This window comes from Streptomyces sp. NPDC023573 (assembly GCF_055559735.1).
Map to the genome: position 1 here is coordinate 1 of NZ_JBVHKB010000021.1, position 26,655 is coordinate 26,655.

The 26,655-nt window shown below is 68.0% G+C and carries 29 protein-coding genes and 6 pseudogenes; 22 read left to right on the top strand and 13 right to left on the bottom strand.

The features are described 5' to 3' along the window. A pseudogene (locus ACZ32T_RS35850) lies at positions 1 to 392 on the bottom strand (transposase); the annotation flags it as partial. Positions 393 to 595: 203 nt separating this feature from the next. Then, positions 596 to 802 (bottom strand): Imm32 family immunity protein, encoded by a 207-nt coding sequence (locus ACZ32T_RS35855; RefSeq protein WP_467271872.1) that lies wholly within the window; start codon positions 800 to 802, stop codon positions 596 to 598. 154 nt (positions 803 to 956) lie between these two features. On the opposite strand from ACZ32T_RS35855, the gene ACZ32T_RS35860 reads away from it, so the two are divergent. Further along, positions 957 to 1,328 (top strand): hypothetical protein, encoded by a 372-nt coding sequence (locus tag ACZ32T_RS35860; protein ID WP_467271870.1) that lies wholly within the window; start codon positions 957 to 959, stop codon positions 1,326 to 1,328. Positions 1,329 to 1,842: 514 nt separating this feature from the next. Here ACZ32T_RS35860 and ACZ32T_RS35865 read toward each other — a convergent pair. The 3 genes and pseudogenes from ACZ32T_RS35865 to ACZ32T_RS35875 all read right to left on the bottom strand — a co-directional run bounded on the left by ACZ32T_RS35865 (position 1,843) and on the right by ACZ32T_RS35875 (position 3,252). Continuing rightward, positions 1,843 to 2,100, bottom strand: a complete 258-nt coding sequence (locus tag ACZ32T_RS35865) for a hypothetical protein (RefSeq protein ID WP_467271868.1) — start codon at positions 2,098 to 2,100, stop codon at positions 1,843 to 1,845. Positions 2,101 to 2,586: 486 nt separating this feature from the next. After that, a pseudogene (locus tag ACZ32T_RS35870) lies at positions 2,587 to 2,730 on the bottom strand (transposase); the annotation flags it as partial. 240 nt (positions 2,731 to 2,970) lie between these two features. Beyond that, positions 2,971 to 3,252: a hypothetical protein gene (locus ACZ32T_RS35875; RefSeq protein WP_467371647.1), complete on the bottom strand. Its 282-nt coding sequence runs from the start codon at positions 3,250 to 3,252 to the stop codon at positions 2,971 to 2,973. Between the two features lie 296 nt (positions 3,253 to 3,548). On the opposite strand from ACZ32T_RS35875, the gene ACZ32T_RS35880 reads away from it, so the two are divergent. Further along, positions 3,549 to 5,138 carry an outer membrane protein assembly factor BamB family protein gene (locus tag ACZ32T_RS35880; RefSeq protein WP_467371649.1) on the top strand — a complete coding sequence of 530 codons (1,590 nt, stop codon included), beginning with the start codon at positions 3,549 to 3,551 and terminating at the stop codon, positions 5,136 to 5,138. A gap of 286 nt (positions 5,139 to 5,424) precedes the next feature. On the opposite strand, the gene ACZ32T_RS35885 is transcribed toward ACZ32T_RS35880, so the two are convergent. Further along, positions 5,425 to 5,910, bottom strand: a complete 486-nt coding sequence (locus tag ACZ32T_RS35885; RefSeq protein WP_467371651.1) for a hypothetical protein — start codon at positions 5,908 to 5,910, stop codon at positions 5,425 to 5,427. 227 nt (positions 5,911 to 6,137) lie between these two features. Then, on the bottom strand, positions 6,138 to 6,410 hold the full coding sequence (locus tag ACZ32T_RS35890; protein ID WP_467371653.1) for a hypothetical protein: 273 nt from the start codon (positions 6,408 to 6,410) through the stop codon (positions 6,138 to 6,140). Between the two features lie 279 nt (positions 6,411 to 6,689). Between ACZ32T_RS35890 and ACZ32T_RS35895 the strand changes: the two genes are divergently transcribed. From ACZ32T_RS35895 to ACZ32T_RS35935, 9 genes are all read left to right on the top strand, one after another. Further along, on the top strand, positions 6,690 to 7,025 hold the full coding sequence (locus tag ACZ32T_RS35895; RefSeq protein WP_467271859.1) for a hypothetical protein: 336 nt from the start codon (positions 6,690 to 6,692) through the stop codon (positions 7,023 to 7,025). 211 nt (positions 7,026 to 7,236) lie between these two features. Further along, entirely contained in the window at positions 7,237 to 7,485 is a 249-nt protein-coding gene (locus ACZ32T_RS35900) for a Tn3 family transposase (protein WP_382908118.1), read from the top strand. 480 nt (positions 7,486 to 7,965) lie between these two features. Beyond that, on the top strand, positions 7,966 to 8,802 hold the full coding sequence (locus tag ACZ32T_RS35905; RefSeq protein WP_467274427.1) for a helix-turn-helix domain-containing protein: 837 nt from the start codon (positions 7,966 to 7,968) through the stop codon (positions 8,800 to 8,802). Positions 8,803 to 8,884: 82 nt separating this feature from the next. After that, positions 8,885 to 9,355, top strand: coding sequence for a cupin domain-containing protein (locus ACZ32T_RS35910; RefSeq protein ID WP_467274428.1), 471 nt, complete (start codon positions 8,885 to 8,887; stop codon positions 9,353 to 9,355). After that, positions 9,352 to 10,071 (top strand): SGNH/GDSL hydrolase family protein, encoded by a 720-nt coding sequence (locus ACZ32T_RS35915; RefSeq protein ID WP_467371655.1) that lies wholly within the window; start codon positions 9,352 to 9,354, stop codon positions 10,069 to 10,071. Before ACZ32T_RS35910 ends, ACZ32T_RS35915 begins: the two co-directional genes overlap by 4 nt. A 589-nt stretch (positions 10,072 to 10,660) precedes the next feature. Further along, on the top strand, positions 10,661 to 11,704 hold the full coding sequence (locus ACZ32T_RS35920; protein WP_467371657.1) for a tyrosine-type recombinase/integrase: 1,044 nt from the start codon (positions 10,661 to 10,663) through the stop codon (positions 11,702 to 11,704). Positions 11,705 to 11,836: 132 nt separating this feature from the next. Then, positions 11,837 to 11,965 carry a hypothetical protein gene (locus tag ACZ32T_RS35925; RefSeq protein ID WP_467274434.1) on the top strand — a complete coding sequence of 43 codons (129 nt, stop codon included), beginning with the start codon at positions 11,837 to 11,839 and terminating at the stop codon, positions 11,963 to 11,965. A gap of 89 nt (positions 11,966 to 12,054) precedes the next feature. Further along, positions 12,055 to 12,210 (top strand): hypothetical protein, encoded by a 156-nt coding sequence (locus ACZ32T_RS35930; RefSeq protein WP_467371659.1) that lies wholly within the window; start codon positions 12,055 to 12,057, stop codon positions 12,208 to 12,210. Then, entirely contained in the window at positions 12,211 to 14,613 is a 2,403-nt protein-coding gene (locus ACZ32T_RS35935; protein WP_467371661.1) for a Tn3 family transposase, read from the top strand. Here the strand turns inward: ACZ32T_RS35935 and ACZ32T_RS35940 are convergent. After that, positions 14,504 to 15,363, bottom strand: a protein-coding gene (locus ACZ32T_RS35940) for an IS5 family transposase (RefSeq protein WP_467371689.1) whose coding sequence is annotated in 2 segments (ribosomal slippage) — positions 14,504 to 14,992 and positions 14,995 to 15,363 — 858 coding nt in all. Because the reading frame shifts where the segments join, the coding sequence is not laid out codon by codon here. The genes ACZ32T_RS35935 and ACZ32T_RS35940 overlap by 110 nt on opposite strands. A 22-nt stretch (positions 15,364 to 15,385) precedes the next feature. Beyond that, positions 15,386 to 15,733 (bottom strand): hypothetical protein, encoded by a 348-nt coding sequence (locus ACZ32T_RS35945; protein ID WP_467371663.1) that lies wholly within the window; start codon positions 15,731 to 15,733, stop codon positions 15,386 to 15,388. A gap of 135 nt (positions 15,734 to 15,868) precedes the next feature. On the opposite strand from ACZ32T_RS35945, the pseudogene ACZ32T_RS35950 reads away from it, so the two are divergent. The 3 genes and pseudogenes from ACZ32T_RS35950 (at position 15,869) to ACZ32T_RS35960 (ending at position 18,257) form a co-directional block, all read left to right on the top strand. After that, positions 15,869 to 16,800 (top strand): annotated as a pseudogene (locus ACZ32T_RS35950) (IS5 family transposase). Between the two features lie 24 nt (positions 16,801 to 16,824). Then, entirely contained in the window at positions 16,825 to 17,430 is a 606-nt protein-coding gene (locus ACZ32T_RS35955) for a Tn3 family transposase (RefSeq protein WP_467371665.1), read from the top strand. Continuing rightward, entirely contained in the window at positions 17,427 to 18,257 is an 831-nt protein-coding gene (locus ACZ32T_RS35960) for a hypothetical protein (protein ID WP_467274440.1), read from the top strand. Before ACZ32T_RS35955 ends, ACZ32T_RS35960 begins: the two co-directional genes overlap by 4 nt. Positions 18,258 to 18,374: 117 nt before the next feature. Here ACZ32T_RS35960 and ACZ32T_RS35965 read toward each other — a convergent pair whose 3' ends face one another. Continuing rightward, the gene (locus tag ACZ32T_RS35965) at positions 18,375 to 18,827 is read right to left on the bottom strand and encodes an IS5 family transposase (protein ID WP_467274448.1); all 453 of its coding nucleotides are present in this window, start codon (positions 18,825 to 18,827) and stop codon (positions 18,375 to 18,377) included. Between the two features lie 29 nt (positions 18,828 to 18,856). Between ACZ32T_RS35965 and ACZ32T_RS35970 the strand changes: the two are divergent. Beyond that, positions 18,857 to 20,089, top strand: a pseudogene (locus ACZ32T_RS35970) (IS30 family transposase). 28 nt (positions 20,090 to 20,117) lie between these two features. Here the strand turns inward: ACZ32T_RS35970 and ACZ32T_RS35975 are convergent. Beyond that, a pseudogene (locus ACZ32T_RS35975) lies at positions 20,118 to 20,506 on the bottom strand (transposase); the annotation flags it as partial. A gap of 93 nt (positions 20,507 to 20,599) precedes the next feature. Between ACZ32T_RS35975 and ACZ32T_RS35980 the strand changes: the two are divergent. The 7 genes and pseudogenes from ACZ32T_RS35980 to ACZ32T_RS36010 all read left to right on the top strand — a co-directional run bounded on the left by ACZ32T_RS35980 (position 20,600) and on the right by ACZ32T_RS36010 (position 23,869). After that, positions 20,600 to 20,755, top strand: coding sequence for a recombinase family protein (locus ACZ32T_RS35980; RefSeq protein ID WP_467371667.1), 156 nt, complete (start codon positions 20,600 to 20,602; stop codon positions 20,753 to 20,755). Positions 20,756 to 20,859: 104 nt separating this feature from the next. Continuing rightward, positions 20,860 to 21,006 (top strand): annotated as a pseudogene (locus ACZ32T_RS35985) (recombinase family protein); the annotation flags it as partial. Further along, complete coding sequence (locus tag ACZ32T_RS35990; protein ID WP_467371691.1) at positions 20,992 to 21,201, top strand: helix-turn-helix domain-containing protein; 210 nt, start codon at positions 20,992 to 20,994, stop codon at positions 21,199 to 21,201. The pseudogene ACZ32T_RS35985 and the gene ACZ32T_RS35990, both read left to right, overlap by 15 nt. Before the next feature lies 1 nt (position 21,202). After that, entirely contained in the window at positions 21,203 to 22,123 is a 921-nt protein-coding gene (locus tag ACZ32T_RS35995; RefSeq protein ID WP_467371669.1) for a hypothetical protein, read from the top strand. Next, on the top strand, positions 22,077 to 22,718 hold the full coding sequence (locus tag ACZ32T_RS36000; protein ID WP_467371671.1) for a S1 RNA-binding domain-containing protein: 642 nt from the start codon (positions 22,077 to 22,079) through the stop codon (positions 22,716 to 22,718). The genes ACZ32T_RS35995 and ACZ32T_RS36000 overlap by 47 nt, the downstream gene beginning before the upstream one ends. 505 nt (positions 22,719 to 23,223) lie before the next feature. Further along, positions 23,224 to 23,631 carry a hypothetical protein gene (locus ACZ32T_RS36005; RefSeq protein WP_467272225.1) on the top strand — a complete coding sequence of 136 codons (408 nt, stop codon included), beginning with the start codon at positions 23,224 to 23,226 and terminating at the stop codon, positions 23,629 to 23,631. A 40-nt stretch (positions 23,632 to 23,671) separates the two neighbouring features. Then, on the top strand, positions 23,672 to 23,869 hold the full coding sequence (locus ACZ32T_RS36010; protein WP_467371673.1) for a hypothetical protein: 198 nt from the start codon (positions 23,672 to 23,674) through the stop codon (positions 23,867 to 23,869). A gap of 152 nt (positions 23,870 to 24,021) precedes the next feature. Here the strand turns inward: ACZ32T_RS36010 and ACZ32T_RS36015 are convergent, their stop codons facing one another. Together ACZ32T_RS36015 and ACZ32T_RS36020 are read right to left on the bottom strand one after the other, a co-directional pair. After that, positions 24,022 to 24,879 carry an MBL fold metallo-hydrolase gene (locus ACZ32T_RS36015; protein ID WP_467272230.1) on the bottom strand — a complete coding sequence of 286 codons (858 nt, stop codon included), beginning with the start codon at positions 24,877 to 24,879 and terminating at the stop codon, positions 24,022 to 24,024. Between the two features lie 930 nt (positions 24,880 to 25,809). Then, positions 25,810 to 26,190, bottom strand: a complete 381-nt coding sequence (locus ACZ32T_RS36020; RefSeq protein WP_467272234.1) for a hypothetical protein — start codon at positions 26,188 to 26,190, stop codon at positions 25,810 to 25,812. Between the last annotated feature and the right edge of the window lie 465 nt (positions 26,191 to 26,655).

A 26,655-nucleotide genomic window follows, 5' to 3' on the forward strand; every position in this document is an offset into this window, starting at 1 on the left:
GTACTTGCCCCGGTCGACAGGATTCGGACCTGTCAGGTCCCCCTTTTCAGGGCCCGCATGTTCACCGAGTCGATCGCGCACCGCGACCAGTCCAGTTCGCCGCGGGCACCGAGTTCGTCGAGGACCAGGCGGTGGAGCTTGGCCCACACCCTGGCCTTCGACCACTCCGAGAACCGCCGGTGGGCGGTCGCTCCGGACGGACCGAACGACCCCGAAGGCAGCTGCTGCCAGGTACAACCCGACGTCGCCACGAAGACGATCGCCGCCAGCACTTCCCGGTCGCCGTGCCGACGCCGACCACCGCCCTGCGGCCGCGACGGCGCCTCCGGCACCACCCTCTGGAACAACTCCCACAACTCGTCCGGCACCAGCCGCTCAACGATCCCCACCATGACTCACAGAATACCGAGTTCGCCCAAATGAGATGGCTTATAAGTGACCACTTTCAGGATGGCGGACGGGGCGAAGCTGTAGCGCAGAGGTTGTCGCTCGCGGTCTCTAAAATCGTGAGGACGCCGGCTCGAAACCGGCGGGTTCTGCCTTCCCGCCGTAACCGGCGCGTGCCAAGCGGTACCGGTGCTGGGCCGGCGTGGCTCTACAGCGCTTCGTCCCGGGCCAGGATCAGGCTGACCGATCCCTCTTCGAGATTGATGCCGCTCTCGAGATGCTCGTGGTACCCGTCCCTGAGTTCGGGATCTGCGAGCCCGATGAGTCGCTCAGCCAGGTCGCGCCACCCTGCGGCGTTCGCCGCAACGGTGATCTCGGTCGCTGAGCCGTACACCTTGATCCTGGGTTCATCCACGCGGTCACGCTACAGTGAGCCCTCACGCCGCCCTTCTTGGCTGCCGACGAACCAGGTTCCCCGTAACTCCTCAGCCTGTTCCGGCATGGGTGCGACGGCTGACCACCTCGATGTTGACCTTCCGGGAAGTGTGCAAGTCGGATAAGTTGCGGCCATGATCGAAGCCTTGCCCGATGACGTCTCCCATGTGCTGGACTTCGCGTTGTCCTTCGCGGGGGCTCCGTCGGGTATCCAGCTCGGCATACAGATCCGGCATCTCCGAGTACAGAAGCGCTGTGCGTGCGGCTGCGGGTCTACGTACTTCAGCCTCGATGTGGACGCCGTCGCCCCGGCCCCCACCCTCACGGGCACGCAGGTGGTCGGCGACATGGAAGTGCTTGGCGCGCGCCAGGAGACGATCGGCCAGGTGCAGGTGTTCACCAAAGACGGATATCTGGCATGGCTTGAGGTCTGCTCCCGGAACGAGGACAGCTTCACGCTGGCCGACGCGCACCGACGGCTCTGCCCATGCCTCCGGCGGGTGTGAGGTGAGCGACCTGAGGTGGGTTGTGCACGCAGGGGGCGGGGCCGTGCGGGGGCGGCTGTGTTCGTCCCGGAGATCGCCGTACACGGCCGGGCAGGCAGTCGTCGGAGCGGCGGGCGGGGGTCTGTCCAGCCATCTGCCGGGGGCCTGTCCGGGGCCTGTCTGGTGGACAGACCCCGGACAGACCTCTGTGAGGCCCCTGGCGGACCCCTGGACAGATGCCGGACGGGTGATCCGACAGGGGTGCGTGCGTTCGGTGTGCACGGGTGCTCGTACACACGCGGATGGAGGTCCGGTGGGCTCCTGACGGGGTGTCCACGGCCGTTGCCCCCTCTGGGGCTTTCTGAGCGCCGAAAACACGGGAAGGGCCCATCCTCGCTGTTCTCGCAGGTCAGGACCGCCATCCGGCACCGAGTCCCACCCGTTTGACCGGAATGCGCCGTCACCTGGTGCGGGTGGGGCGGAGATGGGCGTTGTGGTGCAAAACGGACAGAGTGACGGTCGCCTTCCAGGGCCACTACAGCCGGTTCATCGACATGGGCCAGACCTGACCCACGACGGGAGAGCCATGCCCGACCACCCAGGCCCGTGTAACCACGCCGAACCCTGCGACCTCCTGGACGCCATCGCCCTCGCCGGGCATCTGCAAGGGCGCCACGAGCTTCGTCAAGGTCTGCGCCCAGGACGGGACCGCTGGTGGCGGATCGGCGGCCACGGGCAGCACGGCGAAGCTTGCCGGATCCTCGGGCGGCGGGACGTCGAAGCCGTCGGACAAGTGCTCCTACCGGATGGCCGACCCGCCCCCCTGGGGCATCTGGCGTGGAAGGGCACGATTCGAAGGAACGGCAGGGTCTACAAGGTTTAGTGCGACAGCGGACGGGGTCGCGTGGTCTTCGTCCCGAAGGGTCAGGACGGCCCGGCGGCGCTGACGATCGACCCGGAGCTCGTCGCGCGGTGGCCTCGATGCGCCTGGAGGGCCCGAAGATAGCCACCCCCCGCGCGGCCGGGACGTACGTCGTCGGGATGCCGATGCGGGCCATGCCGTCGCCGACGACGTTCGGGCCGGCGACCGCCTCGGCCACGGCAGGCGGCGTTACCGTCACCGCCAAGGACCCTAGCTCAGTCCGCGAACACACAGCGACGCAATCACTACAGCCGGATGCCAGTTCGGGAGCCACTCCCGCGCCCGGCCCGCCCCGTCGATGCAACCGGCGTACGCCGCCGCAGAACCTGACCACATTGCACGGCTTCGATGAGGCCCCCGCGTTGGAGCACCAGTCCGCACCCGCCAACGGATCCCGTCGATCAACCGCCGCCGGCCGAGCGACGGCCTGCCCAACACCGCGACCGGCAACAACGGCCCCAGCACCGCCCACTGGTCATCTGAAAGATCCCCTCGCCCCACACCGAGATCATCAGGGCACGAGGCGAGACACGGACCCCAGTTCTAAAACACGGCCTAGCCGTCGAGCCTGTCGTCGCGCCGGCGAACCTCGATGTAGAGGGCGTAGTGCGCGGGGGCCATGCCGACATCGTCGGGCAGGGGCAGGGGCAGGTGCGCGGCGGCGTGGGTGAGCATCGCGTAGCCGGGCTGCCAGAAGCCGAGGATCGCGGTGGTCTCGCGGCGCAGCCAGCCGCGTTCGGTTTAGCCGAGGTGGCGGCCGTGGAGGTAGGCGCTGGCGTGCGGGGTGCCGGGGTGGACCAGGGCGACGGCGATCATGTCGGGGCCGTGGTCATCGCCGGGCCGGGTGTGGGCCCGTTCGATGAACGGTCCGATGCGCACGGCGATGTCTTGGGAGCAGCCGGGCGTCCAAGGCTCGGGGTTGCGTACGGCGGTGAGCATGGCGCGGAACTGGTCGATGACGGCCTGGTCCTCGGGGGAGACGGTGCCGGGGGTGTGGCCGCAGCGGCGGAAGGGGTGCTTCATCGGATGGGCTCCTGTTCGCGGGTGGGGCGGCTCCAGGGGAGGGCGAGGCCGTCGCCGGGTGTGCGGGGCACGAGGTGGCCGTGGGCGTGTTCTTCGCGATTCGGGTGTCCGCGAGACAGGGGGATCGCAATGCCGTCACCTCGTCACGGTCACCCAGATGGGCACGGGCTGTACGGTCAGCGCCGTGCCCGGATGAAATCCATTGGCGCACCCTGCCGCCCGACGGGATCATGAGCTGCCGCCGTGCCCCGCCGGGGACGGCGGCAGCTCATGTACAGACCTGGGAGGACCCCTGTATGACCCTCGTGCCGATAGTCCGACGCGTGCTCGGCGGCGGACCATTCGCCGAGATCGGAGAACCGTCTCTGGCCGTCGTTGACGAACGCTTGCGGACGATCGCTGTGGGCGGGAACCTCGGACACGTCCAGTGGAGTGGCAGTGGGACCGCGGACTCCCGATGGACGGGGTACCGGATCGGTGTCTATGAGCAGAACGGGCTGCGGTGTCGGCACCTGGTGCGGTCGAGGTATCCGGTTCGGACTCTCGCCTTCCACCCCGTTCTTCCTCTGCTGGCCGTTGGCACGGGGCGCTACGACGGCGGCTACTCGTTCGAAGGCGAGCTGCTGCTGATCCACCTGGGTTCCGGCGACGTGGTGTCTGCCCTGCAGTACCCGCGGGAGGCGCTCGCCGTGGAATGGCTCAGCGAGGCGGCACTCCGTCTGGTCTTGGCGCCGTGTGACGACTGGAAGAACCCACACGCACACGAGCAGGGGCATGCGGTTGTTGTGGCTCGCTCGGACTGGGGTGCTGTTGGGCCGGGGGCGATCGGTGCCGAGGAGCTGACCGCCCCCGCGGAACCGGTCGTCCATCCGGATCACAGCGCGGAGGCCCGCCGAATCCTCGCAGATCTGGCGGCCTCGGCCGGTCGGCAGTGGTCCGTACGCCGGCGGGTGTGGGCTGTCGAAGGTATGGAGGACGGCCGCGTGCTGGCGGCTCTGGACGGGGTCCTGGCGGAGTCGTGGCTGCCATCAGGAGACCTGCAATGGGCGGTCGAGGACGAGGAAGGCGGCCGGCAGCTGCTTCCGGCCTCCGACGGCACATCGGTCTGGACTAACGCCGAACGTCGCAGTCGCCGCAAGGGAAGGCGCTGGGAGACGTCCGCACCCCGGGTCGCCCGGATCGCCGTCGCGACGGGGCAGGAGCTGGAGACCCTGAGTCCGGGGGTGTTCACGGTTCTCGTCGCAGGTGGCCAGAGGACGATCCTGAGGCCGTTGGGCGGCCGCCGCAAGCGTCCCGAACGGCTGATGATGTTCGACCTCGATGGTCCGGTGAACGGTCCGGAGGTCGGTTCCTTCGACCTGTTCAATCACCCGTTCGTCGTCCGTCGCGCGAGCCGCCCGTACGTCCTTATAGGTACTGACTCGGACGAGCCGCACAGGGACAAGTGGGTCACCGCCCTGGGAGCCGATGGGACATTGCGGCGGCTCTTTGCACACTCCTGGGTACCGGAGGAGCATCATTTCGGGGGGCCCGCGGTCGAAATCGGGCAGTCCCTGGTCTATGCCGGCACCGTCCACAATGGTCACGGACTTCAACCCGGTGGCGCTTACGTCGTGCGGCGATCCCTAAGCGGCTCAGTGCAGTGGCAGCATCGCACCGATCATCCTGCCACTGCCCTCGACTCAGACGGGGACACCGTCTACGTGGCCTACAACTCCGGCGCCCTGACAGCACTGGATGCTGCCGACGGCTCGGTACGGTGGCACACCGAGCTTGAGGTTGACGGAGCACCGACCACCGCACTGTCCCTGGCTGTGGCACCCCAAGGACACTTGCTCATTGGGACCGTCGACGGCCGGATCCTGGAGTGCTGGCCTCGGCCGTGACCTCGAGAGGGGGGCCTTGTTCTTCCCACCGGCAGAACGGGCAGTCGGGGCGCGGGTGCTTGCGGGGGACTGGCGACCGGTTGATGTGGTGGTGGGTGACCTGGACGTGGGCGCCGGCCTCCTGCATGTGCGAGGAACTGGTCGGTGCCGAGGTCCATGACGACCCGGGCATCGGTCGTGCCCTGGGCGCGCTGGGCGGCGGCGTATTCGTCGGCGGGCCAGGAGCCGCGGGGGTGGCCGGCAGGGAATCGCTCCAGGACGGTGCGCTGTGCGGGGAGTGCGGTCGTCATCGCGGGTCGTCCCCGTTCTCGAAGGCGTTGATCAGGTCGAGGATCGCGTCGGGGCTGGCGGCCTCGCCGACCCACTGCCCGTCCACGGTGAACACCGGCACAGCGTCGCGGTCGGCGTCGAACACGGCCGCGTAGCCGCCCCAGCGCTCTAGGACCAGGTCGTAGAGCACGGGGAGCGGTGCGGCCTCGAGGACCTCTAGGCCGTCGACGGCGAGCCGGGCCGGGGTCTCGGGGTTGTCGCGCTGGGTGAGGGTGCCGGTGACGCGCAGGAGGTCGCCGGGCTGTATCTCGTTCAGGAGGGCCGCGGCGAGCTTCGGGTCTTCGGTGGTGCAGGCGTACACGGTGTCCGGGGTGTTGGGGGCGATCCGGTCCGCGTCGATGGGGGAGTGGACCAGGTCGAAGCGGGCGGTGCCCCAGCCGGTGCCGGGGGCCGGGATCTGGTCGACGTAGCCGTCTATGGCGAGGTGCGTCTGGGGGTTCATCGGCTGGCCTCCGCCAGGGTGTTGGTGGTGCGGGGGGTTCGGGGTCGGGGGGTGTGCTGCGCGCGGAGCAGGAGTTCGCGGTTGCGGCGCTGCTGCTCCGGGGTGAGCGGGCGGGGCTTGGGGCCCTGGCGGTGCCAGAGCGGGGAGGGGGCGGCTCGGGATAGGCGAGGGTGGGATCGACGTCGTGCTGCGAGGTGCTGTTCACGGGGGCCTCCAGGTGGAGGAGCTCAGGTGTGGTTGTCGTCGCGCCGGTGCTTGGGCTGGACGTCGGAGGCGAACCTCCCGAGGCGGGCCTCGGTGGGGTGCTCGGAGATCCAGGACTCAGCGCACACCTTGTGAGCGGGCTCCCCGGAGTGGGAGCGCATCGGTGTGGGCTGCTCGCGCAGGGCGCAGGGGCGCATCTGCCAGTGGTCGTAGTGCTGGCTGTCGCGCCAGTCGAGGAGGCCGCCGGGAGCCGGGACGCAGCCCGGCTCGCACGGCTTGTCTCGTTTGCGGGTCACGGCCGGAAGTCGGGCAGCTGCTGGAACACCTGGGAGAGCAGATCCGGCGTCGGTTTCCAGGGACCGAGCTGTCCGCCGACGGGGACCCGATCACGTGATCCGCGAGGTTGTGGCTGACGGAGAGAACCGCCCACACCCCGCCGAACGTCGCCACAGTCGCGACCTGCTCAATGCTCGTCATCGGGCACCCACCAGAAGGCCGTGAGGCGAGCGCTCGGTAGTGTCCTTCGTCAAACCCGCTGCCGTCAGTCCAGCGGTCAGCCACAAAGGAGAGCACTCATGCCGTTCGGTGACTTCGACGCATGGCAGCGAGAACTGCTGTTCACTGGCGGCTTCGTCCAGGACGGTGATGCCTCTGGGTACGGGCCGGAGGCCCAGGCCCGTTTCGACCGCTGCATCGAGCTGGCGGACATGGTCGACGGCACCGAAGGACCCGCAGCGGTTAAAGCCCTGATCACCTCGCTCCACGCCGAGGACGATCACGGTGCCACGGGGCTGTCTACGGCGCTCTGGAACGCTTCCCCGGTCGAGACCTTGTCAGAGGCGCCGCCATGGCAGTTATCAACCTCTTGGAGATCCCCCGAGACAACAGCGGCCACGTCCTGCAGCTCCTGACCTTGCTGGCCAGCGAAGACGACCTTCACGCATTCGGTGCCGCCTTCGGTCAGCTGCAGCCCGGGATCCGAGCCGACCTGACGGCACTCATCGCCCACCATGAAGCCGATGAGTGGCTTGCAGACGAGCGCTCCTTCGGACGGCTCCGACTTGCGCAGAACTAACCTCTCGCGCGAGCGTTCAGCACCTTCCGCGTTAGTGCAGAGAAGCGGTGATCTTCCACAACGCCCTGGACATCGCGGAGATCGTCCGCCAGCTGCTGGAGGAGGGATGGGAGATCGACCCGGAAGACCTGGCGCACATCTCGCCGTACCTGACCGAGCACATCAACCGGTTCGGCGAGTACAGCACCCACGAACTCGGCATCCAGCCCGACGCGTACGACCCGAAACTCGACGTCGACTTCACACCGCTGCGCGAACAGGACCTGACCGCCGCCGGACTCGGTCAGGCCGCATGACGACCGCGAGCCTCCTCGTGTGAGCACGGGGCTTGCAGTCGAAGCGGCGCCCGAAGCCACCCCTTATGGCTTCGGGCGCCGCTTCTCGTTGGTGCTGTGCGAGGTCAGGCGCCGGCGGCCAGGCTGAGCGTCTGTCCGGCCTGGCGCTGGCGGTGCTCGTGGGCCTGGTCCAGGTTGGCGCGCAGCTGCTCGGCGACGGTGCCCGGGTCGGTCGGTCAGGACGGGGTGGCCGGCGTCGAGGATGCGCCGGTAGGTCCTGCGGTACCCGCCGTTGCCGTCCGCGATCAGCGCGGCGGCTCCCGGGGACTTGGCCGCGGCGGTGGCGCACTCCTCGGCCCTGTTCTCGTATAGCCATGGCCCACGGACATGTAGCGCTGCGTGACGGGGTGCCGGTAAGAACCGCGTCACCAGCAGCAAACGGCGGTGATCAGTCCTTGGATGGTGATCTTCCTGGGCTGGGCGGCTCGTACACTGACGAAAATGGAGGACCACACGGCCACCGGGATCGGTGCATGTCCGGCGCCCGTCTTGCGGGAGTACGTCGACTCGTATGTCGGCTTCGACCTCCGCGGGCTCCCGACGGGGGTGCATTGCGGCCCGCCGAGCCGCGCGCTCACTGCGGTGATCAGCCTGTCAGATCCTTTGGAGGTGGCGGCGGGCGTTGACGACGGATCACCGGTCACCCGATTCGGCAGCGTGGCCGGCGGTCTGATGTGCCGGTCCGTCGCGATTCACCACGACGGACGCCAGCAAGGTGTTCAGGTATCGCTGACACCGCTCGGGGCCCGGGCCATCTACGGCATGCCCGCCGCCGAGCTCGCCCACCGACTGGTCCCACTCGACGAGCTTCTCGGAGCGCTTGCCGTCGAGCTGGTCGACCGGCTCCGATCGGCGACAACATGGGCGGCGCGGTTCACCGCGCTGGACGAATTGCTCCTCCGAGCTGTCGGCCGTGGCGCCTGCGGCGACCATGTGCGCTGGGTGCGCCCCGAGGTAGCCGAGGCGTGGCGCCGCCTCGTCGCCGCGCGGGGTTGCGTCCAGGTTGGTGCGGTCGCCGCGGAACTCGGCTGGAGCCGTCGGTACCTCACCGAGCGGTTTCGCGGTGAGGTGGGCCTGTCGCCGAAGACCTTCGCCCGAGTCTTGCGCTTCGAGCACGCGCACGAACTGGCGGCGGCGCAGGACCCGCTCCCGTGGGGCGATGTGGCAACCGTCTCTGGCTACGCCGACCAGGCCCATCTCGTTCGGGACTGGCGCGAGTTCACCGGCCGATCGCCGACGGCCTGGCGTCGCAGCGAAGTCCTCCTCGGAGCCGGGTAGCCGCCAACCGTCTGCCCGTCGCGTCGACTTCTCTTCCCTTTTCTTCAAGACTGCCCGATCGCTGTCGTGGACGATCGTCGGCATGAGACTCGTCAACCACGAACGCAATGCCATGGACCTGCGGACCACCCCCGTGCACCTCGGACTGGGATCGAGAGCGGAACCCGTCGAGGGCTTCACCTGGGACCCGGAGGTGCTCCAGGCCTACAGCGCCGCGGTCGCGGCAGACGGCGCCGAGGGCCGGATGGTGATGATCTTCGACGGCGACGGGCTCGGCGACCACTGGGAGAGCCACCCTGCAGGCGACGAACTGGTCGTTTGCCTCACCGGGTCCGTGACGGTCACCCGCGACGTGGACGGGGTGCCCGACCGCGTTCTGCTCGGGCCGGGCGAGGCCACCATCAACCCGGCCGGGGTATGGCACGTGGTCGACATGGAGGGGCCGACGTCCCTCCTGGCCATCACCGCGACCCTCGGCACCGACCACCGTCCTCGGACCGACACCCGCCCGACCGAACGCGTCGGCACGCCCAGCCCGGAGGAAGCGCCGTGAGGACACGCATCGCGTGCCTCGGCGACAGCCTCACCCGCGCGCAGTTCAGCGTCGACTACCTGGATCTTCTCGGACGACGCCACCCTCCCGGTGACGTGCAGCTTGCCCGTTTCGGCGCCAACGGCGACTTCGCCTACAACCTCTTGCAGCGCCTCGATGCTGTCGTCACGAACCCACCCGATGTGATCACCGTGTTGATCGGGACCAACGACGCCCGAGCGAGCCTTGCCGGCTACCCCGTCGAGCAGGCCATGAAGCGCAAACAGCTCCCCGATCGCCCGTCGGCAGGCTGGTTCCAACAGTGCCTGGGAGCCGTCGTCGCACGGCTGCGAGCGGAGACCGACGCGACGATCGGTCTGCTGTCGCTACCGGTACTCGGCCAACAACTCGACGGAGCAGCGGCACAGGCATCGCAGGCGTACAGCCGGGCGATCGCCGAGGTCGCTGCCACCAACGAGGTGGCCTACCTTCCGCTCCACGAACGCCAGATCGAGGAACTGCGCCAAGCGGACCCGCCGCCGATTTCATACCGGGAGGTGAGGCCCGCAGCCGTCGTCGGCGTCCTCGTCGAGCACGCAGTGCTGCGCCGCAGCCTCGACACGATCTCGCGGCGGCGAGGTCTCGTGCTCACGACCGACCACATCCACCAGAACAGCCGCGGCGCCACCCTTATCGCTGAGGTCATCGACGCCGGTCTGCTGACCCAGAGCGCGTAGCTGGTTCCGGCGCCCGGCCAGTCGGATGCCATCTACCGCGCGGAGGTGGCATCCGATCCAGGCGGTCAACGCCTACGCCATCCGGCTCGTCTGGCTGCGTGACCACCGCTAGGGCACCTGGGTCACGGTCCCGTGGCGGCTGTTGTCGTCAACCGCGACCCCATTCGGCGAGCCGGTGGCTCTGTCGATGACGAGGAGCAGCGTTTCTCGGGCAGTTCGGGAGGCACTGCCCGTGCTGGATGTCGATGGCTTTGGGCAGCAGCTCGGTGCCGATCGGTAAGACGCCGTGTGCTGCTCGTCCGAGGCCCGGGACAAAAGCGCTGGCTACGGGCGCAGGTTGCGGCCCCCGTCCCGCCGTTGCCGAGTACCGGCAGGCACCTTCCGTTCTGGCCCTGTTCTCGTATCACTACGGCCAGGTGGCGTGTAGCACTGCGTAACGCTCAGGGCTGCGCTGAGAGATGCCGCAGTAAATGCCGGATTTACCGCGGCAGAGCCCCTACCGTGATCACCGCGACCTGCGGCGGGCCATTCCGGCCGCCGGGGCGAGGTATACGCATTTACTGCGGCAGTGCCGGAAGGGCGGGGCGGCGTGACGATCGAACCGGTGACCGAACTCGGGAGCGGGGGCGCACTTCGGTTGCCGCGCGCTCGGGTCGTACCGCTGTCCGCCCCGCCCACGTCGTACACCGCGGCGGTCGAGCGGTACCTCACCGGCGCGGGCATCGCGATGGCCTCCGCGCGGATCTACCGGATCTCCCTCACGACATGGGGATGGATGCTCACCGGCGAACCCGCGCCGACCGGACCCGCCCGCCGTGGCGCGAAGCCGCCCGTCTTCCCCGTCGCCGCGATCGACGACCCGGTACTGCCGGAGGCGCTGGCCGAGCTGGCGGCAGCACGGGCTGACGAGATGGACGCCGACACCGTCAACCGGGAGCTGTCCATCGCCCGCAAGGCGATCGGTTGGTGGCAGCGCCAGGGCTGGATCGAAGGCGACCCCACGATCGGCATCGAGCGGCGGCCGGCACCGCCGGACCGCACCAAGGCCCTCGCGGAGAACCAGATCGCCACCCTGTGGCGCCTGGACGTCGGGCTCAGGGAGAAGACGTTCGCGCGGGCCGATGAGGTGTTGTGCCTGAATGTGGAAGACTTGTACCCGCAGGACAAACGCGGCAAGATCACCGCCAAGGGCGGGGCGACGGAATGGATCCACTGGCAGTCCGGCACCGCACAACTGCTGCCCCGTCTGATCACCCGCCGTACCCGCGGCCCGCTGTTCCTCACCGACCGCAAGGCCCCGGCCGGGACGCCGACGTTGGACGTGTGCCCGGAGACCGGCCGTGCCCGGCTCTCCTATCGGCGGGCTGCGGAGATCTTCGAGGAGAACACCCGGCTGCTGGCCAACCCGCTCGCCTCACCCGAGGACATCGAGGACCTGGACGGGTGGACGCTCCACCGGCTACGTCACAGTGCTCTGACACACGACGCTGAGGACGGCACCTCTACCCCGATGCTGCTGGCCCGCTCCCGCCACGCCTCCGTCCGCTCCCTGGAGCGGTACGCCCGCCCCGGCGTCGACTCGGTCGCCCGACACGTTGCCGAACGTGATCCCGCTGCACGCCGCCGGACGTGACCCCCGCCGTTTGCGGCTGATGACAGCATTCTTACCGGCACCCCCATTCGCACCGCCGTCGCCGACCTCCTGCCCGAGTACACGGCCGTCGACCCGGGCGCCCCGGCCCCGGAGCTGCCGGTCGTCCTCGACATGCCGGGCAAGGTGGCCGACTTCCTCCGCGCCACCGACCTGGAGCCCGCCGAGCGCGCCACGCTCGACCTGGGCGTGACTGTACGACGCGGCCCTGTACTCCCGAAGCTGCCGCGAAGTGACAAGTAGCTCTCTGTAGCCGATCTGACGGCCGGCTGTCCCGGGTTCCGGCGTTCTGGCCCTGCCTCTGTGGTGCTCGCATTCAACTTGGTTGCGTTGTGGTGATCGAGGAGAGGGGGCAGGAGTTGCGTCGGGAGTGGGAACCGGAGGATCTGATTGAGGTCTGGACGCTGCTGGAGGAGGACCAGGAGCGGCTTCGGAACAAGTCGGGGGCGAACCGGCTGGGCTTCGCACTGCTGCTGAAGTTCTTCTAGGTGGAGGCGCGCTTTCCGGAGGAAGCGGCGGAGGTCCCGGCGGCCGCAGTGTCGTACGTGGCTCAGCAGGTGAAGGTGCCGGCCGAGGAGTGGGGCGCCTACGACTGGTCCGGGCGGGCGATCAAGCGGCACCGGATGGAGGTCCGGGCGGCATTCGGGTTCCGCGAGTGCACGCAGGAGGATCAGGTCCAGCTCGCGCAGTGGCTGGCGGCCGAGCTGTGTCCGGTGGAGCTGAACAGGGACCGGCTGGCCGCAGCGGTGGTAGCGCGGTGCCGCAACGGTCGTCTGGAACCGCCGGCGCCCGCGAAGGTCACGCGGCTGGTCGCCTCGGCAGTGAACACCTTCGAGGAGGGGTTCTGCGCGACGACGGTGGAGCGGTTGTCTGCGGCCTCGCGGTCCCGGCTGGACGACCTGGTGGCTGGTGACGACGGGGATGAGGGCAGGGTGGGCGGGGGCCGGACGTTCTTCACCGAGCTGCAGGCGGACCCCGGCGCGCTGGGCCTGGACAGCCTGCTGACGGAGGTGAACAAGCTGCAGCGGGTGCGTCAGTTGGAGCTGCCGCCCGAGTTGTTCGGGGAGTTCTCGGAGAAGCTGGTGTCGGCGTGGCGGGCGCGTGCGGCGAAGGAGTATCCGTCGGACCTTGTGGCCGCGCCGGGGCCTGTGCGGTACACACTGCTGGCGGCGCTGTGCCATGTGCGCGAGACCGAGATCACCGACTCGCTGGTGGACCTGTTCATCCAGTTGGTGCAGAAGATCAATACGCGGGCGGAGAAGAAGGTCGAGGGCGAGTTCGTCAAGGAGCTGAAGAAGGTCCGCGGCAAGGAGGCGATGATGCTGCGGGTCGCCGAGGCCGCCTTGGCCGAGCCGTCCGGCACGGTCCGTAAGGTAATCCATCCGGCGGTCGGCGGGGAGAAGATGCTCAAGGCGCTGGCGGCGGAGGCCGCGGCGAACGAGGCCAAGTACAAGGCTCGGATCCGTACGGTGCTGCGGTCCTCGTACTCGGCGCACTGGCGCCGAATGCTCTCGCCACTGTTGTCGGCCTGGGAGCTGAAGAGCAACAACACCGCCTACAGGCCGGTCATGGACGCGATCGACCTGCTCAAGCGCTACCTGGACCAGCCGATCAAGGACGGGGCGTTCTTCGACGCGGCGGAGAGAGTGCCACTGGAGGGGGTGGTGCCCGAGCAGTGGCGGGCCGCGGTGGTGGACGACAAGGGCCGGGTCGAGCGCATCCCCTACGAGCTGTGCGTGCTGGTCAGCCTGCGGGACGCGCTGCGGCGCCGCGAGATCTGGGTGGCCGGGGCCAGCCGCTGGCGCAACCCGGAGGACGACCTGCCCCCGGACTTCGAGGACAACCGCGACGTGCACTACTCGGCGATCCGTCAGCCGCAGGACCCGCAGGAGTTCATCGCCGCCCTGCAGAAGCGGCTGCGCGACGCACTCACGGACTTCGACCGCGCGTTGGAGCTGGGCACCACGGGTGGGGTGGAGATCATCAGGAAGCATGGCGAGCCGTGGATCAAGGTCTCCCCGCTGGCCAAGCAGAAGGAGCCGGAGAACCTGATCGCCCTGAAAGCCGAAATTCAGCGCCGCTGGGGGACGATCGACCTGATCGACATCCTCAAAGAAGCCGAGTTCGCCACCAGCTTCACCTCCGAGTTCGCCTCGGTGGCCTCGCGGGAGGCGGTCCCACGTGATGTCCTGCGGCGCCGGCTGCTGCTGGTGCTGTTCGCGCTGGGCACCAACATGGGCATCAAGCGCGTGGTGGCCACCGGCAAGCACGGTGAGTCCGAGGCGGTCCTGCGCCGGATCCGGCACCTGTTTGTGAACCGGACCAACATGAGGTCCGCGCTGATCAAGCTCGTCAATCACACCTTCGCCGCCAGGGACGAGACCTGGTGGGGCGAGGGCACCGCGTGCGCTTCCGACAGCCACAAGTTCGGTGCCTGGTCCAGCAACTTCATGACTGAGTGGCACCAGCGCTACCGGGGTCCTGGCGTGATGATCTACTGGCATGTGGAACGCAAGTCTGTGTGCATCTACTCCCAGCTCAAGCACTGCTCGGCCTCCGAGGTCGCCTCGATGATCGAGGGCGTGCTGCGGCACTGCACCGACATGGAGGTCGACCGGCAGTACACCGACACCCACGGCGCCTCCATCGTCGGGTTCGCGTTCGCGCACATGCTCGGATTCAACCTGATCCCCAGGCTGAAGAACGTCGGATCGGCCCGGCTGTATCGCCCCGCCGCCGGCGAGGACGAGCGGTGGCCGCAGCTAGGGCCATTCGTTTGGATCAGCGGGCAGACCACAGAAAGATGCCTGCGATGTGAAGTCCGGCCAGGTAGATGGTCGCGGTCTTCTCGTAGCGGGTGGCGATGCCTCGCCACTGTTTCAAGCGGTTGATGCAGCGTTCGACGGTGTTGCGCTGCTTGTATGCCTCGCGGTCGAATGCGGGTGGCCTGCCGCCCTGGCTGCCGCGCCGCAGCCGGTGGCCGCGCTGATCGGCCGGAACGGGGATGACCGCCCGGATACCGCGCTTGCGCAGGTGTTCACGGATCGCGCGGGAGGAGTACGCCTTATCGGCCAGGACCACGTCCGGCCTGGTGCGGGGCCGTCCGCGCCGTCGAGGAACGCGAAGGCGGGCCATGACGTGAGCGAAGGCGGGTGCGTCACCGGCCTGTCCGGCGGTGAGCACGAAGGCCAGTGGCCGGCATTGGGCATCGGAGGCCAGGTGAATCTTTGTGGTCAGTCCGCCGCGGGACCGGCCGATGGCGTGGTCTGCTGGTTCGCCTGCTGGGGCCCCTTTTTGCGGGCCCCGGCCGCGTGTTGGTGTGCGCGCACGATGGTGGAGTCCACCGAGACAGCCCAGTTGAGGTCGTCATCGGCATCGGCCTGTGCGACCAGCGCGGTGAACACCCGCTCCCAGGTGCCGTCGATGGCCCACATCCGCAGCCGGTTGTAGACGCCTCGCCAGTTGCCGTACTTCTCGGGAAGGTGGATCCACTGTGATCCCGTCTGGAACTTCCAGGCGATCGCGTCGATCACCTGGCGGTGATCCCGCCACCGGCCACCACGCCGCGGTGTCCGGTCCGGGAGCAAGGGTTCGATCCGCGCCCACTGCGCGTCAGTCAACGGCACACCCAGACCAACGATCAGATGATCGGAGAGTGGAGGACTAATCGCCCGAGAAGGCAATGCGCAGGTCTCTGTTCGCGCGGCAGCGCAGACCCCAGGCCAGTAGCGTCGAGACGGCTTGGCTCTCGGCGCCTCTCAGCCGAGCAAGATCCGAGCCTCCCAGCTCCCGCACCAAGCGGTCCACTGCCTCACCGCGCAGCACGGTGTCCCCATAGGGATCGACGTCAGCCAGGGTGGGCAGCCGGTGTCGGCCCAACGTTTCCAGGGCCGCCCAGAGCTCGTCATCGACGACTATCCGCTCAAGTGCCCCCGCTGCGGGACGCGGTCCTGACTTCCGTCCGGTCCGAGCGGTTGAGACCCCGCGCCGCAGCTCGATGACGAGCGTCATCACACCCCCTCGTTTGCTCCACGGACCATCGATCTTATCGACCAACAGCTCACTTTCATGATCCGAAAGAAACGCCCTAGGCACTGTTTCTCGGATCTCCTGACGTGGGTGGGGTGTTGGGGCCAGGCTGGCTTCATGGGTCGTGGGGATCTGACGAATGCGGAGTGGGATCGGCTGGAGTCGTTCTTGCCTCCTGGTGGTGCGCGTGGAGGTCGGTGGAGCGGCCACCGGCGAGTGATCAACGGGGTCCTCTATCGGGTGCGGACCGGTGTGCAGTGGCGGGATCTGCCGGAGCGGTTCGGGCCGTGGGAGACGGTCTACAAACGACATCGTCGCTGGTCAGCGGATGGGACCTGGCAGATGCTGCTCTCTCGCATTCAGGCAGCTGAGGATGCGGCGGGCGGGATCGACTGGGACGTGTCGGTGGACTCGACAGCAGTACGAGCCCACCAGCACGCCGCCGGCGCGAGGAAGGCTCCTCCGGCCGCCGTTCCTCAAAAGGGGGCCGAGCGGGGGACGAACCAGGTCGATCCGGCACTGCGGAAACTGATCGCCCGTCTAGAGGAGGTGGTCAGATCGGCGAGTGTCTGGGACGTTCCCGCGGCGGATTCACCACCAAGATCCACCTTGCCGCCGAGGGGCGATGTCGGCCCCTCGCGTTCGTCCTGACACCCGGACACTAGGGTGACGGACCCCAGCTCGAGCGGGTCCTGGAGCAGGTATCGGTGCCCCGCACCGGAGTCGGTCGGCCTCGCACCCGACCCGACCACGTCCTGGCGGACAAGGCCTACACGTCCCGCAGAAACCGCCGCTACCTGCGACGACGCGGCATCCCGCACACGATCCCCGAACGCCTCGACCAGCAAAGACACCGCAAGAACCGAGGCTCCCGAGGCGGTCGACCCACCGGCTTCGACAGCGAGCGATACAAGAAGCGCAACACCGTCGAACGCGCAATCAACCGCCTGAAAGGCTTCCGCGCTGTCGCCACCCGCTACGAGAAACGCGCCTACATCTACCTCGGCACCGTCACCCTCGCAGCCCTCGTCATCTGGCTCAGAACATGATCCGAGAAACAGTGCCTAGGCCCGGTGCTGTCCACCAAGACGATCGACTGGGAACTGATCCGCCAGCAGTACGACCAGATCGTCAAATACACCACCGCCCTGCGCCTGGGCACAGCGGAAGCCGAGCAGGTCCTGCGCCGGTTCACCCGCGGAGGTCCCAAGCACCCCACCTACCGGGCGCCCGAGGAACTGGGGCGGGCCGTGCGCACCGCCTGCATCTGCGACTACCTGGCCGACGCCGATCTGCGCCGTGAGATCGGTGAGGGACTGCAGGTCGTCGAGAACTGGAACAGCGCGAACCACGACCTGTTTTACGGCAAGGACGGCGAACTGACCGGCAAGGACAAGGAGAGCCAGGAGATCTCGATGCTCGCCCTCCACCTCCTCCAGTCGGCTCTGGTCCACGTCAACACGCTCCTGGTCCAAGAGGTCCTGGCCGAGTCGAAGTGGGCGGACAAGCTCACCGCAGCAGACCGGCGCGGCCTCTCCCCGCTTTTCTGGACGCACGTGAACCCCTACGGCAGGTTCGAGCTGGACATGAACCGCCACCTGCATCTCGGGCGGCTCCTCCCGCAACAGCGCGCCCCGCAAGACGACTCCACGCGAACCTTGGACGCGATGACGCCTTGATCCTTTCGATTCCGCACCTGTTTAATCAGCAGATGAATGAGGCTGCAGGCATGGCGGAGCACCCCGGTTTCGGCGTGATGCTGGCCCGGTTGCTGGACCAAAGAGAGTTCAGTGTGCAGGAGCTGGCCAATCGCGCCGAATTGACAACAAACGCGGTCCGAGGGGTACTCGCGGGGGAAGCCCCTGGCGAGGGGCTCCTCCGGCGGATCGCGCCTGTCGTGGGCTTCCGCGCAGTCGATCTGTTCATCCTCGCGGGACTGGCGGTCCCGGAGGACATGGCCCCGTTGGATGCCGCGGCGGAGCGGTGGGCACCGTACATCGTGATGGATGCGGTGCACCTCCCTTCTGCCGAGCGGCGTGAACTCCTGCAGCTCATCCGCTCACTGCCGCAGGAGAAGCGACTTTCCGTCTTCGCCGTCAAGCGGCTCGCGGCCCATGCCGGTCCAGGCGGTTGGGTCATCCGCATGCTCCAATACCGCAATCTAGGCTGGTCGGGCATGGCGAAGGTCCTGGCGGTGGTGACGCCCACCTACCTGTCGGCGTCCACCTACGGTGTGATCGGCGACGGCCGCAAGCAATTGACACCCCGCTTGGTGACGGATTTCGCAGCCCTGCTGGGGGTCGACGCCAGAGAACTGGCCACGCTGACGGGCGCACATCTGCGTGAGCTACCACCGGTCCCGGCCCCGGAGGCAATGGACGCCGCCGTTCTGCTGTGGGAGGCGCGTCGCCTCTCCGTCACCCAGGCACAGCACGTCGCCGAGCTGGCGCGCTCCATGCGCGGGGACTCCGCCAGGAAGTACTTCGTCAACCTGCCTGGGTCCTGACCCCTGCCGGGCACCCGCCCCGTCGACGTACGTTAGAGGAACCCCCAGCGAACAAATGTGATCTTGCCCGGCGGGAGAGATCGACCTGCGCTGACGGCGTCTCATTTAGACCGTGTCCTACATGGTCAGTTTGAGGAACCGTTTGTAGCAGCAGAGAGCGGCTGCGAGGCCGAGAAAGGCCAGGTAGTTGCGGGGGTGGCGTTCGTATCGGTGGTTGAGTCTGCGGTAGCCGGTGAGCCAGGACATGGTGCGTTCGATGACCCATCGGCGGCGTCCTAAGCGTTCGCTGGACTCGACTCCCTTGCGGGCGATGCGCACGCCGATGTGCTTGCCCCAGAGCCATTTGCGCAGGTGAGGGACGTCGTATGCCTTGTCCGCATGGAGGCGCTGGGGCTTGAAGTAGCGGCCGCGGTGGGGGTCGTGTTTGGTTTGGTGACCTGTGATCATGGGCTTCAGCGCTTGGCTGTCGTGGGTGTTCGCGGCGGAGAGGCCGACGAGGAGGGGCAGTCCGTTCGCGTCCGACAGGACGTGCATCTTGGAACCCGGCTTGCCCCCTTGGGTTCTAGCGATCGTTGCAACACCTCTTCTTGAGGGGTGTGATGTTCGAGATCCGCAAGGACCGGGCCAAGGCTCTGGGCGGCCGCAGGCGACTGGTCCGCGAGCGGGAGGAATACTTCCTGCTCGTGGACCAGGGTTACGGAAACACCGAGGCCTGCCGACTGGTGGGCATCAACGAACGAACCGGTCGTGAATGGCGCAACGGCAGGACGGCAAAGGACCGGTTCCGCGCACCGGCTCGTCCGGCGTCGGCTCCCGTTGTCCCGAGCCGTTTCCTGACCCAGGCTGATCGCCTGCACGTCGCCGATCGTTTGCGTGAGAAGGCAATGGTCCGGGCCATTGCCGCTGAGCTGGGCCGGCAGCCCGTCCACCATCAGTCGTGAGATACGACGCAACGGCATCCCACTACGTGGAGACACCTCGCGCTGGGTCTATCGGCCCTACGCGGCTCAAGCTCGTTCCGATGCACGCCGGCCACGGCCGAAGCCGGGAAGGATCGGCCAGAATTCCCGGCTACGGGACTACATCAGGAGCGTCTGACTCGCCGCTGGAGCCCGGAGCAGATCGCCGCCCAGTTGCCTCGCGACTTCCCCGACGACCTGGAGATGCGTGTGACACACGAGACGATCTACCAGGCGCTATACGTCCAGGGCCGCGGCGAGCTCCGCAGAGAACTCGTTCACGCGTTGCGCACGGGCCGAACCCGTCGCAAGCCTCACCGGCACGCAGCCAGGCGTCAGCCGCGCTTCGCGACGCCGATGGTGATGATCAGCGAACGACCAGCAGAGGTCGCTGACCGGGCCATTCCAGGGCACTGGGAGGGCGATCTCATCGTCGGACCTGGCCACCGGTCCGCCATCGGGACACTGGTGGAACGCTCGACGCGCTACCTGATGCTCCTGCACCTGCCCAACGGCGCACACAAGGCCGAACACTTCCACCAAGTGCTTGCCCGCACGATTCAGACGCTGCCATCACAGTTCAAACGCTCTCTGACCTGGGACCAAGGCACGGAAATGGCCGGCCACGGCGCGTTCACCATGGCCACCGACATGCCTGTCTACTTCTGCGACCCGGCCAGCCCATGGCAGCGCGGCTCCAACGAGAACACCAACGGCCTGCTACGGCAGTACTTCCCGAAGGGAAGCGATCTCTCCAGCCACAGCCTCGAACACCTCGCTGCCGTGGCTGCCGAACTCAATGGCCGCCCACGAAAAACGCTCGGCTGGGAGACCCCAGCCGAGCGTCTGGCTAAGCTCCTGGCAGCAAGCTGATCAGCAGTGTTGCAACGACCCCTTGAATCCGCCCCCGGTCCACGGGGCTCGGACCTGTGAGTTCGCCCCTTTTTTAGCCCTCACGTGCGCGGAATCGAGCACGGCCCGGGAGAGGTCGAGGAGGCCGGCGTCGTCCAGGCGGTGCAGGATCTCTTCGTGCAGCCGGCCCCAGACACCGGCTCTCGACCAGATCAGGAACCTGCGGTGGGCCGTCGACTTCGATATCCCGAAGCACGGCGGCAGCGCCCGCCAAGCACATCCGCTGACCAGAACGTAGATGATCGCGGCGAACAGCGTCTCATCAGGCGTGTCCTGCGTCCCGCCGCCCTGCGGCCGCACCTTCGACGGCGGGATCAGCGGCTCCGCAATCTCCCACAGCCCGTCCGGAACAATCCAACTCCACGTACCCCGCCCCATGACGAGCTCAACGAGCCAACCCCCACATAGGACACGGTCTTAGGGTGTCCGGTGATCTGTGCGCTGAGCGGGGGCTTACCGTACGCTCCGGGCATGAGTGAACGCGTCGGCTACGCGAGATGCAGTCTGGACGAGCAGGACCTCACGGCCCAGCGCGAGATCCTGCTCAGCCTGGACGTCCAGGAGGACCGGATCTACCTGGACCACGGACTGACCGGAACCAACCGCGACCGGCCCGGCCTGGCTTAGGCCCTCGCGGCGGTCCGCGCCGGCGACACCCTCGTCGTCCCGAAGCTCGACCGCCTCGCGCGTTCGGTGCCCGACGCCCGCGACATCGGCGACTCCTCACCGCCCGCGGCGTCAAGCTCTTGTTCGGCGGCACCCTCTACGACCCCGCCGACCCGATGGGCAAGATGTTCTTCAACATCCTGGCCACCTTCGCAGAGTTCGAGGTCGACCTCCTGCGCATGCGCACCCGCGAGGGCATGGCGGTGGCGCGGGCCAAGGGCAAGCTCAAAGGGAAGCAGCCCAAGCTCACCGCCCGCCAGCAGAGCCACCTGGTCCAGCAGCACCAGTCCGGCGAGCACACCATTGCCGACCTGGCCGAGCTCTTCTCCGTCAGCCGCGCCACCGTCTACCGCGTCCTTGAACGCCACCAGAACGCATCCGCGCCTTCGACCACCGGCGGGCAGTGACGTGCTGCCCTACGTCTACCGGGTCACCAAGTACGACCCCGCCGACCGCAATCAGTACGGCCACTACACCGGCGCCGAGCCCGCGACCAGCGACCACGGACCGGTCGAAGCCGCCTACCTACAGGCTATCGCCGCCTTCGCCGAGGACACCGGCGTCGACAAGCTGGCCATCCGCGAGCCGCAACTCGGCGGCTTCGCCCACTTCGGCCTGGAGCCACCGGTCGACGGCTACGGCCTGGCCGGCCTTTTCCCCGCCGACCCCGCCGGGTTTCGCGACGGCGCACTGGTGCCGATCGACGTCGGCCTGGAACTAGTCCGGGCCATGCTCCGCGACAACGGCGCCTGGTGCCGTCTGGAGGCAGAGGGAGTGTTCACGGTGCACGTCGGCTGGGACCAGTACCTCTACCTCGGCAGCAGTCGGCCCTGCGAAGCCGCGCTGACCCGCACCCGAGCGCTCGGCCTGTTCCCAGAACGCCTGGAGAGGTCGCCGTACGAGTTCGCCCCTGACCCCGCGTACGTGCAGCGTCCGGCCGACGATGACTTCTGGGGCCGCCTGCGCTGGACCGTCAGCGCCCACCGTGCCGTGTTCCTAGAGGAGGTCTTCGCCACCAACGCCTCCCGGTGGCACCGCCTGACTCGCGACACTATTGAGACCGTGCGCTTCCAGTTGGCCCCACGCTCCCAGTTGGCGGTCTGGCCGGACCTGCTCACCGACGTCGACACGGCCGTGGCCGCTCTGTCCGACGAAGGCGTGGTGGAGGTCATCTGGGAAGACAAGGGCGGACAGATCACGAGCACGGTCGTGGACGAAACCCAGTTCGAGGCAGTGACCTCCCAGCTCGCCAGCGCGCATGCTGCCGGCGTTGTATCCATATATGCCGGTGAAGATCGATCTCCCTCTGTTCACAGCTGTACTGCCTGACAACGACGGTGTCCTGCGCGCTCGCTGGCAGACCGAGCCGACGCCCAGCGACCAGGACTGGGCGTTCCTGAAGACCCTGCGCCGCGGCCAGGTCGTCACCGGCACGGTGACGTCCATCGCCAGCTTCGGCGTCACCTTCGTGGACATCGGCGGCTTCATCGCGGTGATCAACATTCCGGAGCTGTCCTGGCGTCCCTTCAACCACCCGTCGATTGTCGTCGGCGTCGGCCAGGAGATCACCGCCGAAGTCCTCGACGTCGACATGGTCTGGGAACGGGTACCGCTGTCACTGCGAGCGGTACAGGAGGACCCGTGGCCGCAGGTAGCGCAGCGGATCGGCCAAGTGGTCATCGGGCCGGTCACCAAGATCGTGCCGTTCGGCGTCTTCGTCCGCATCGAAGACCGAGAGGACGGCTTCCAGGGGCTCGTGCACACCAGCGAGCTGGATGAATCCTCCGGAGACGTGGTCGAGGTCGGCGACGCCCTCACCGTGAAGATCATTGAGGTCGACATCGCGCGCCGTCGCATTTCCTTGTCGCATACCCAGGCCCGCACAACCTGCTCTGAGGGCGGCATTGAGGGTGGATCGGCATGAGGAGCCAGGAGGCCGAGCTCGACCGGGACGTAGCCGCGCTCTTGGCGGCCATGGCGTTTACCGAGATACGGCATCTGGCCGGGAGGCCACAGCGCGGGGAGTAGGACACCTCCCATGACGAGGTTCTGGACCGCATCAGGTTCCTGGCCAACTTGAGCCACAACCTTCCGGGTGTGGCACGGCCACGTGCCAGGAGGCCCTCCCGCCAGGGCAAGCCCATCGGGAGCTTCGATCAGGCGATGACCGAACGGCCGATGAGCTGGGTGTTGAACACCGCCGGCCCGGACGCCCGTGCATGGATGCTGCGTCACATCGAACAGGCAGGGCGAAGCTGGACGCCACCCCCACCCCTGCCACAATCCCGCAGGGCCCCGTCGCCGATGACGCCTCGGCAACGGGTTGGCCTTCTGCTCAGACGATGGCCGGTCAAGGCCCCGACCGGGCGCCCGCCGCTACCCGCAGCAGCGAACGTTCTCAAGGCCCTCGACACCGAAGCAGTCTGCGCTTGAACGACGAGGCCCGACGGCTTCGGCTCGGCCTGGGTGGTGGCGGATCGTGGTTCCGGGCCCATCTCGCCCCCGACGGCGTCCACTATCTGCTCCCCGATCCGGCGAACTACTACTGGCCCGGTACTCCGAACGCCCGGGGCGGCGAGATCGATTGGTGGCAGTGCACCATGCTGCTCCAGATGTACAACGGTGAGCAGGTCAGCAGCATGGTCGCCGTACTCCCGGAGACCTTCACAGCGCTGCCCTCGACATTGCTCCGGAAGGACCAGCTACGACTCGCCCACCGCGTCCGCTCCATCGAGCGAGACACCTCCCAATGGGGCCGAGACCACAAGGCCGAATGCGCACCGCGACTTTGCGGCTACGTCCCCGAAGTATCCGACAACACCCCGACGACTACATGACCGCAGCATGGTGGCATCGCTACTGAGAGCTACTTGTCACTTGGCGGCAGCTTCGGGAGTGCAGGGCCGACGCGGCCAGGGCTACACCTTGCGCATCACCGCCACGCCCGCGGTTCACCGCCAACTCCTCGACCGCTGCCAGCCCGTCGACGGCACCGCAGCAGTCCCGGCCCAGCGCAAGGCCCGCCGCGAGTACCAGAACCGCGTCAATGTACTCCCGACTGCCAGCCTGCGTTGAGCGGACCGAGCACCACACCCGCCAAGATCAAGTACTGGCGGCTTTTGGGCTTCCCTCGGCGCTACCCCCTTCAGTCCCGTCGACGACGAGACCGCCGAGAGATTGGAGCGTCTGCATGCCCTCGCGGCCCGACCCACGCCGAACGGCCGCGATCACACCGAGAGGAACGGCTCGGTCAAATGCGGCGTCGCCAGGTGCAGCGTGGTGACGGTTTCGCGGCCGAGCATGCGCTCCCTTGAGTGCCTGGCCGCCTCAGGGTCGGCCTCGTGCGCGTAGGCGAGCTCGGGGTGGAGCAGCTGGAGAGCGTGCACCAGGAGGTCGCCGGTGAGGAGCGCCAGCTCGCGCCCGTCGGCTACCAGCACGCTCTGGTGTCCGGGCGTATGACCGGGCGTGGCGACCGCGCGCCCGGCGCGCAGCGGCGTGTCCCCGTCGAGGAGCCGGAGCCGACCGGCGGCCGCGAGCGGGTCGGTGAGGGTCTCGCGAAGCTGCGGGTTGAGCGCGTCGAGGGCGTCGAACTCGGCCCGCTGGAGCAGGTATTCGGCGTTCGGGAAATAAGGGCGGCGGCCGCCGGTCGAAGCGTTGCCGTCCACCGCGCCGCCCGCTGATGGGACGGCCGCCTCGGTCACGACCGCCCACCCGACGTGGTCGGTGTGCAGATGTGTGAGCACCACGGTGTCGACTTCGGCCGATTCGATGCCCGCGGCGGCGAGCGACTCGGGGAGCGCACCGGGCACGGGCGCCCACGAGCCGGCCGGGCTGTCCGCCGGACCGATCCCGGCGTCCACGACGGTGAGGCCTTTGTCGCTGCGGATCGCGTACGCGCGGAACTGGAGCCGCCAGCGGCCCTCGGCGTCGACCGCGCCCGGGTCGTAGCGGTCGGCCTCGGCCCACTGAGCGGCCGTGGCCTCGGGGAAGGCCTCGGCGCGCGGGGAGAAGAACGGGCCCTCGCCGTCAGTGAGGGCGATGATCTCGGTCGAGCCGATCCGGAGGCGGGGAACGCTGAGGGACATGGCCGCGATCCTGCCATGCCTTCCACTCGGGTGGTGACTCGCCCGATGCCGTGATGATCTCGATGTGGGGCGAGGTGATCACTCAGATGAACAGTGGGCAGTGCTGGGGTCGTTGCTGCCTGTTGCGCTGTTGGGTAGGCCGTCGGTGTGTCGAAGGCGCCTACCGCCGCCTGATCGCCGACCGCCTCGACATCACCGGCGCCCGCTGGGGGCTCGACGGCGCCGAAGCCGTTGGTGGGCCACTCAGGGCTTCAAGATCATCTCATTGCCCCTTTGACCCGTATCTCGGCGATACCCCTAACCGGCTGGACAGACGAAGAGATCACCACCGGCGCCCTGCTCATCACCCCTCACAGCGCCTACGGGCCGGGCGGAAGAACCTCGTACGGGCCGACCTTCAGCCGCCCTGACGGCCCCTGGGCATGGGAAGGCGACGTGCCCTGACCGCCCCGGCCCCCTCCAGTCGACGGCATCCGGGTGGAGGGGGCCGCCGGCGCCAGCGTCGTCAACCTCCAGCATCCCCCTTACGCGCCGCGTCGTGAGACCGCCCGAGCCCCCGGCCGCTGGGACCTTCCCGCCATGTCCTGTACTTGCGCCGAAGGCTTCACTGTCCAGCTGCACGACGGCGGCACCCGGTATCCGGTGGTCCCGGTCGACCGGCACACCGAAATCTCGTACTACTTCGACGCGCGGTGCACCAGGTGCCGCTCGAAGTACGGGGCACCCTTCGCGCGAGTCGACAGCGAGGGCCAGGCCCTCGCCGACCAGATGCATGACGTGCCGACTGTCGACCGCGTCTGGTTCAGCAAGCAGTGTGGCCCTTCACCTGCGGCTGCGATCAGGAGTCCCTTGCGGGCGAGCCTGCGTGATCCATTCCAAGTAGGGGGCGGAAACGGTAGAGGCCGGACCGTGGCCGGGTCCCCCCATGGGTCAGTCCTCGTCGTTCCGGATGATGCCGCCTGACACGTGCGGGTCGAATCGGCCGACGCGCATGGCCTCGATGCACTGCAGGACGCGAGCGAAGGACGTCAGCCCGTACGTGATGTATCGCGTAGGCGAGTCCCCGGAGACGCTTTCACGCTCGACTGGAACGCCGCCCATGATCGCCCAGTAGGTGTCACGCGTCTTGTGCTCGGGGTGAGCCCCGATCCACGCCATCTCGACGTCCGACGCGAACTCGTTGGCGGACGTGCAGGTGTACTGGTCCCATTCCACGACGGGCTTGGTCGGGTCGAGCGCGGCGATCGTGCGTACCTGCTCGATACAGCGCCCGTAGATGCGAGACAGCTCCGCGTTCAGATCTTGGCTCATCAGGTTTCTCCCTCTCTCGCGCCGAACCGTCCGGCGACTGGTGAACCCTGCCCTAGGCCGCAGTGGAACAGTCGCATCTGTCCCGTGACACCGAAGTTGGACCGTTTGCCATCGAAGTTGGACTGCTCGCAGGCGCTCTTGCGGTGCCTGAGTGGGTAGCTGCTGGATATGTGGTGGAAGCGGATCGGCGCAGCGGTGGCGACGGGAGTCGTGATGAGCGCTGTCATGACGTGGGCGGGCGACTTGGCGTGGGGGTGGGACTTCGCGGCCCGATGCTTGATCATCTCGGCAGTGTGGGCAGTGATGGGCCCCCTGATAGCACGGTCTCGGCAGCACGCTGAGCAGCGAGATGCCCAGCACATGCGCGCCATCTGGGAGGCACGGCGCGATCAGCGCTGACCGCAGATAGCGCCCCGCGTCACCTTCGATGGCAAACGGTCCAACTTCGATGTCACGGGACGGCAT

What these genes read in the sequence shown, in the direction of transcription:
- ACZ32T_RS35860 (WP_467271870.1), top strand. Translation starts at nt 957, where the DNA reads ATGATCGAAGCCTTGCCCGATGACGTCTCCCATGTGCTGGACTTCGCG.
- ACZ32T_RS35875 (WP_467371647.1), bottom strand. Translation starts at nt 3,252, where the DNA reads ATGAAGCACCCCTTCCGCCGCTGCGGCCACACCCCCGGCACCGTCTCC.
- ACZ32T_RS35880 (WP_467371649.1), top strand. Translation starts at nt 3,549, where the DNA reads ATGACCCTCGTGCCGATAGTCCGACGCGTGCTCGGCGGCGGACCATTC.
- ACZ32T_RS35885 (WP_467371651.1), bottom strand. Translation starts at nt 5,910, where the DNA reads ATGAACCCCCAGACGCACCTCGCCATAGACGGCTACGTCGACCAGATC.
- ACZ32T_RS35895 (WP_467271859.1), top strand. Translation starts at nt 6,690, where the DNA reads ATGCCGTTCGGTGACTTCGACGCATGGCAGCGAGAACTGCTGTTCACT.
- ACZ32T_RS35905 (WP_467274427.1), top strand. Translation starts at nt 7,966, where the DNA reads ATGGAGGACCACACGGCCACCGGGATCGGTGCATGTCCGGCGCCCGTC.
- ACZ32T_RS35910 (WP_467274428.1), top strand. Translation starts at nt 8,885, where the DNA reads ATGAGACTCGTCAACCACGAACGCAATGCCATGGACCTGCGGACCACC.
- ACZ32T_RS35925 (WP_467274434.1), top strand. Translation starts at nt 11,837, where the DNA reads ATGCCGGGCAAGGTGGCCGACTTCCTCCGCGCCACCGACCTGGAGCCC.
- ACZ32T_RS35945 (WP_467371663.1), bottom strand. Translation starts at nt 15,733, where the DNA reads ATGACGCTCGTCATCGAGCTGCGGCGCGGGGTCTCAACCGCTCGGACC.
- ACZ32T_RS35980 (WP_467371667.1), top strand. Translation starts at nt 20,600, where the DNA reads ATGAGTGAACGCGTCGGCTACGCGAGATGCAGTCTGGACGAGCAGGAC.
- ACZ32T_RS35990 (WP_467371691.1), top strand. Translation starts at nt 20,992, where the DNA reads ATGGCGGTGGCGCGGGCCAAGGGCAAGCTCAAAGGGAAGCAGCCCAAG.
- ACZ32T_RS36000 (WP_467371671.1), top strand. Translation starts at nt 22,077, where the DNA reads ATGCCGGTGAAGATCGATCTCCCTCTGTTCACAGCTGTACTGCCTGAC.
- ACZ32T_RS36015 (WP_467272230.1), bottom strand. Translation starts at nt 24,879, where the DNA reads ATGTCCCTCAGCGTTCCCCGCCTCCGGATCGGCTCGACCGAGATCATC.
- ACZ32T_RS36020 (WP_467272234.1), bottom strand. Translation starts at nt 26,190, where the DNA reads ATGAGCCAAGATCTGAACGCGGAGCTGTCTCGCATCTACGGGCGCTGT.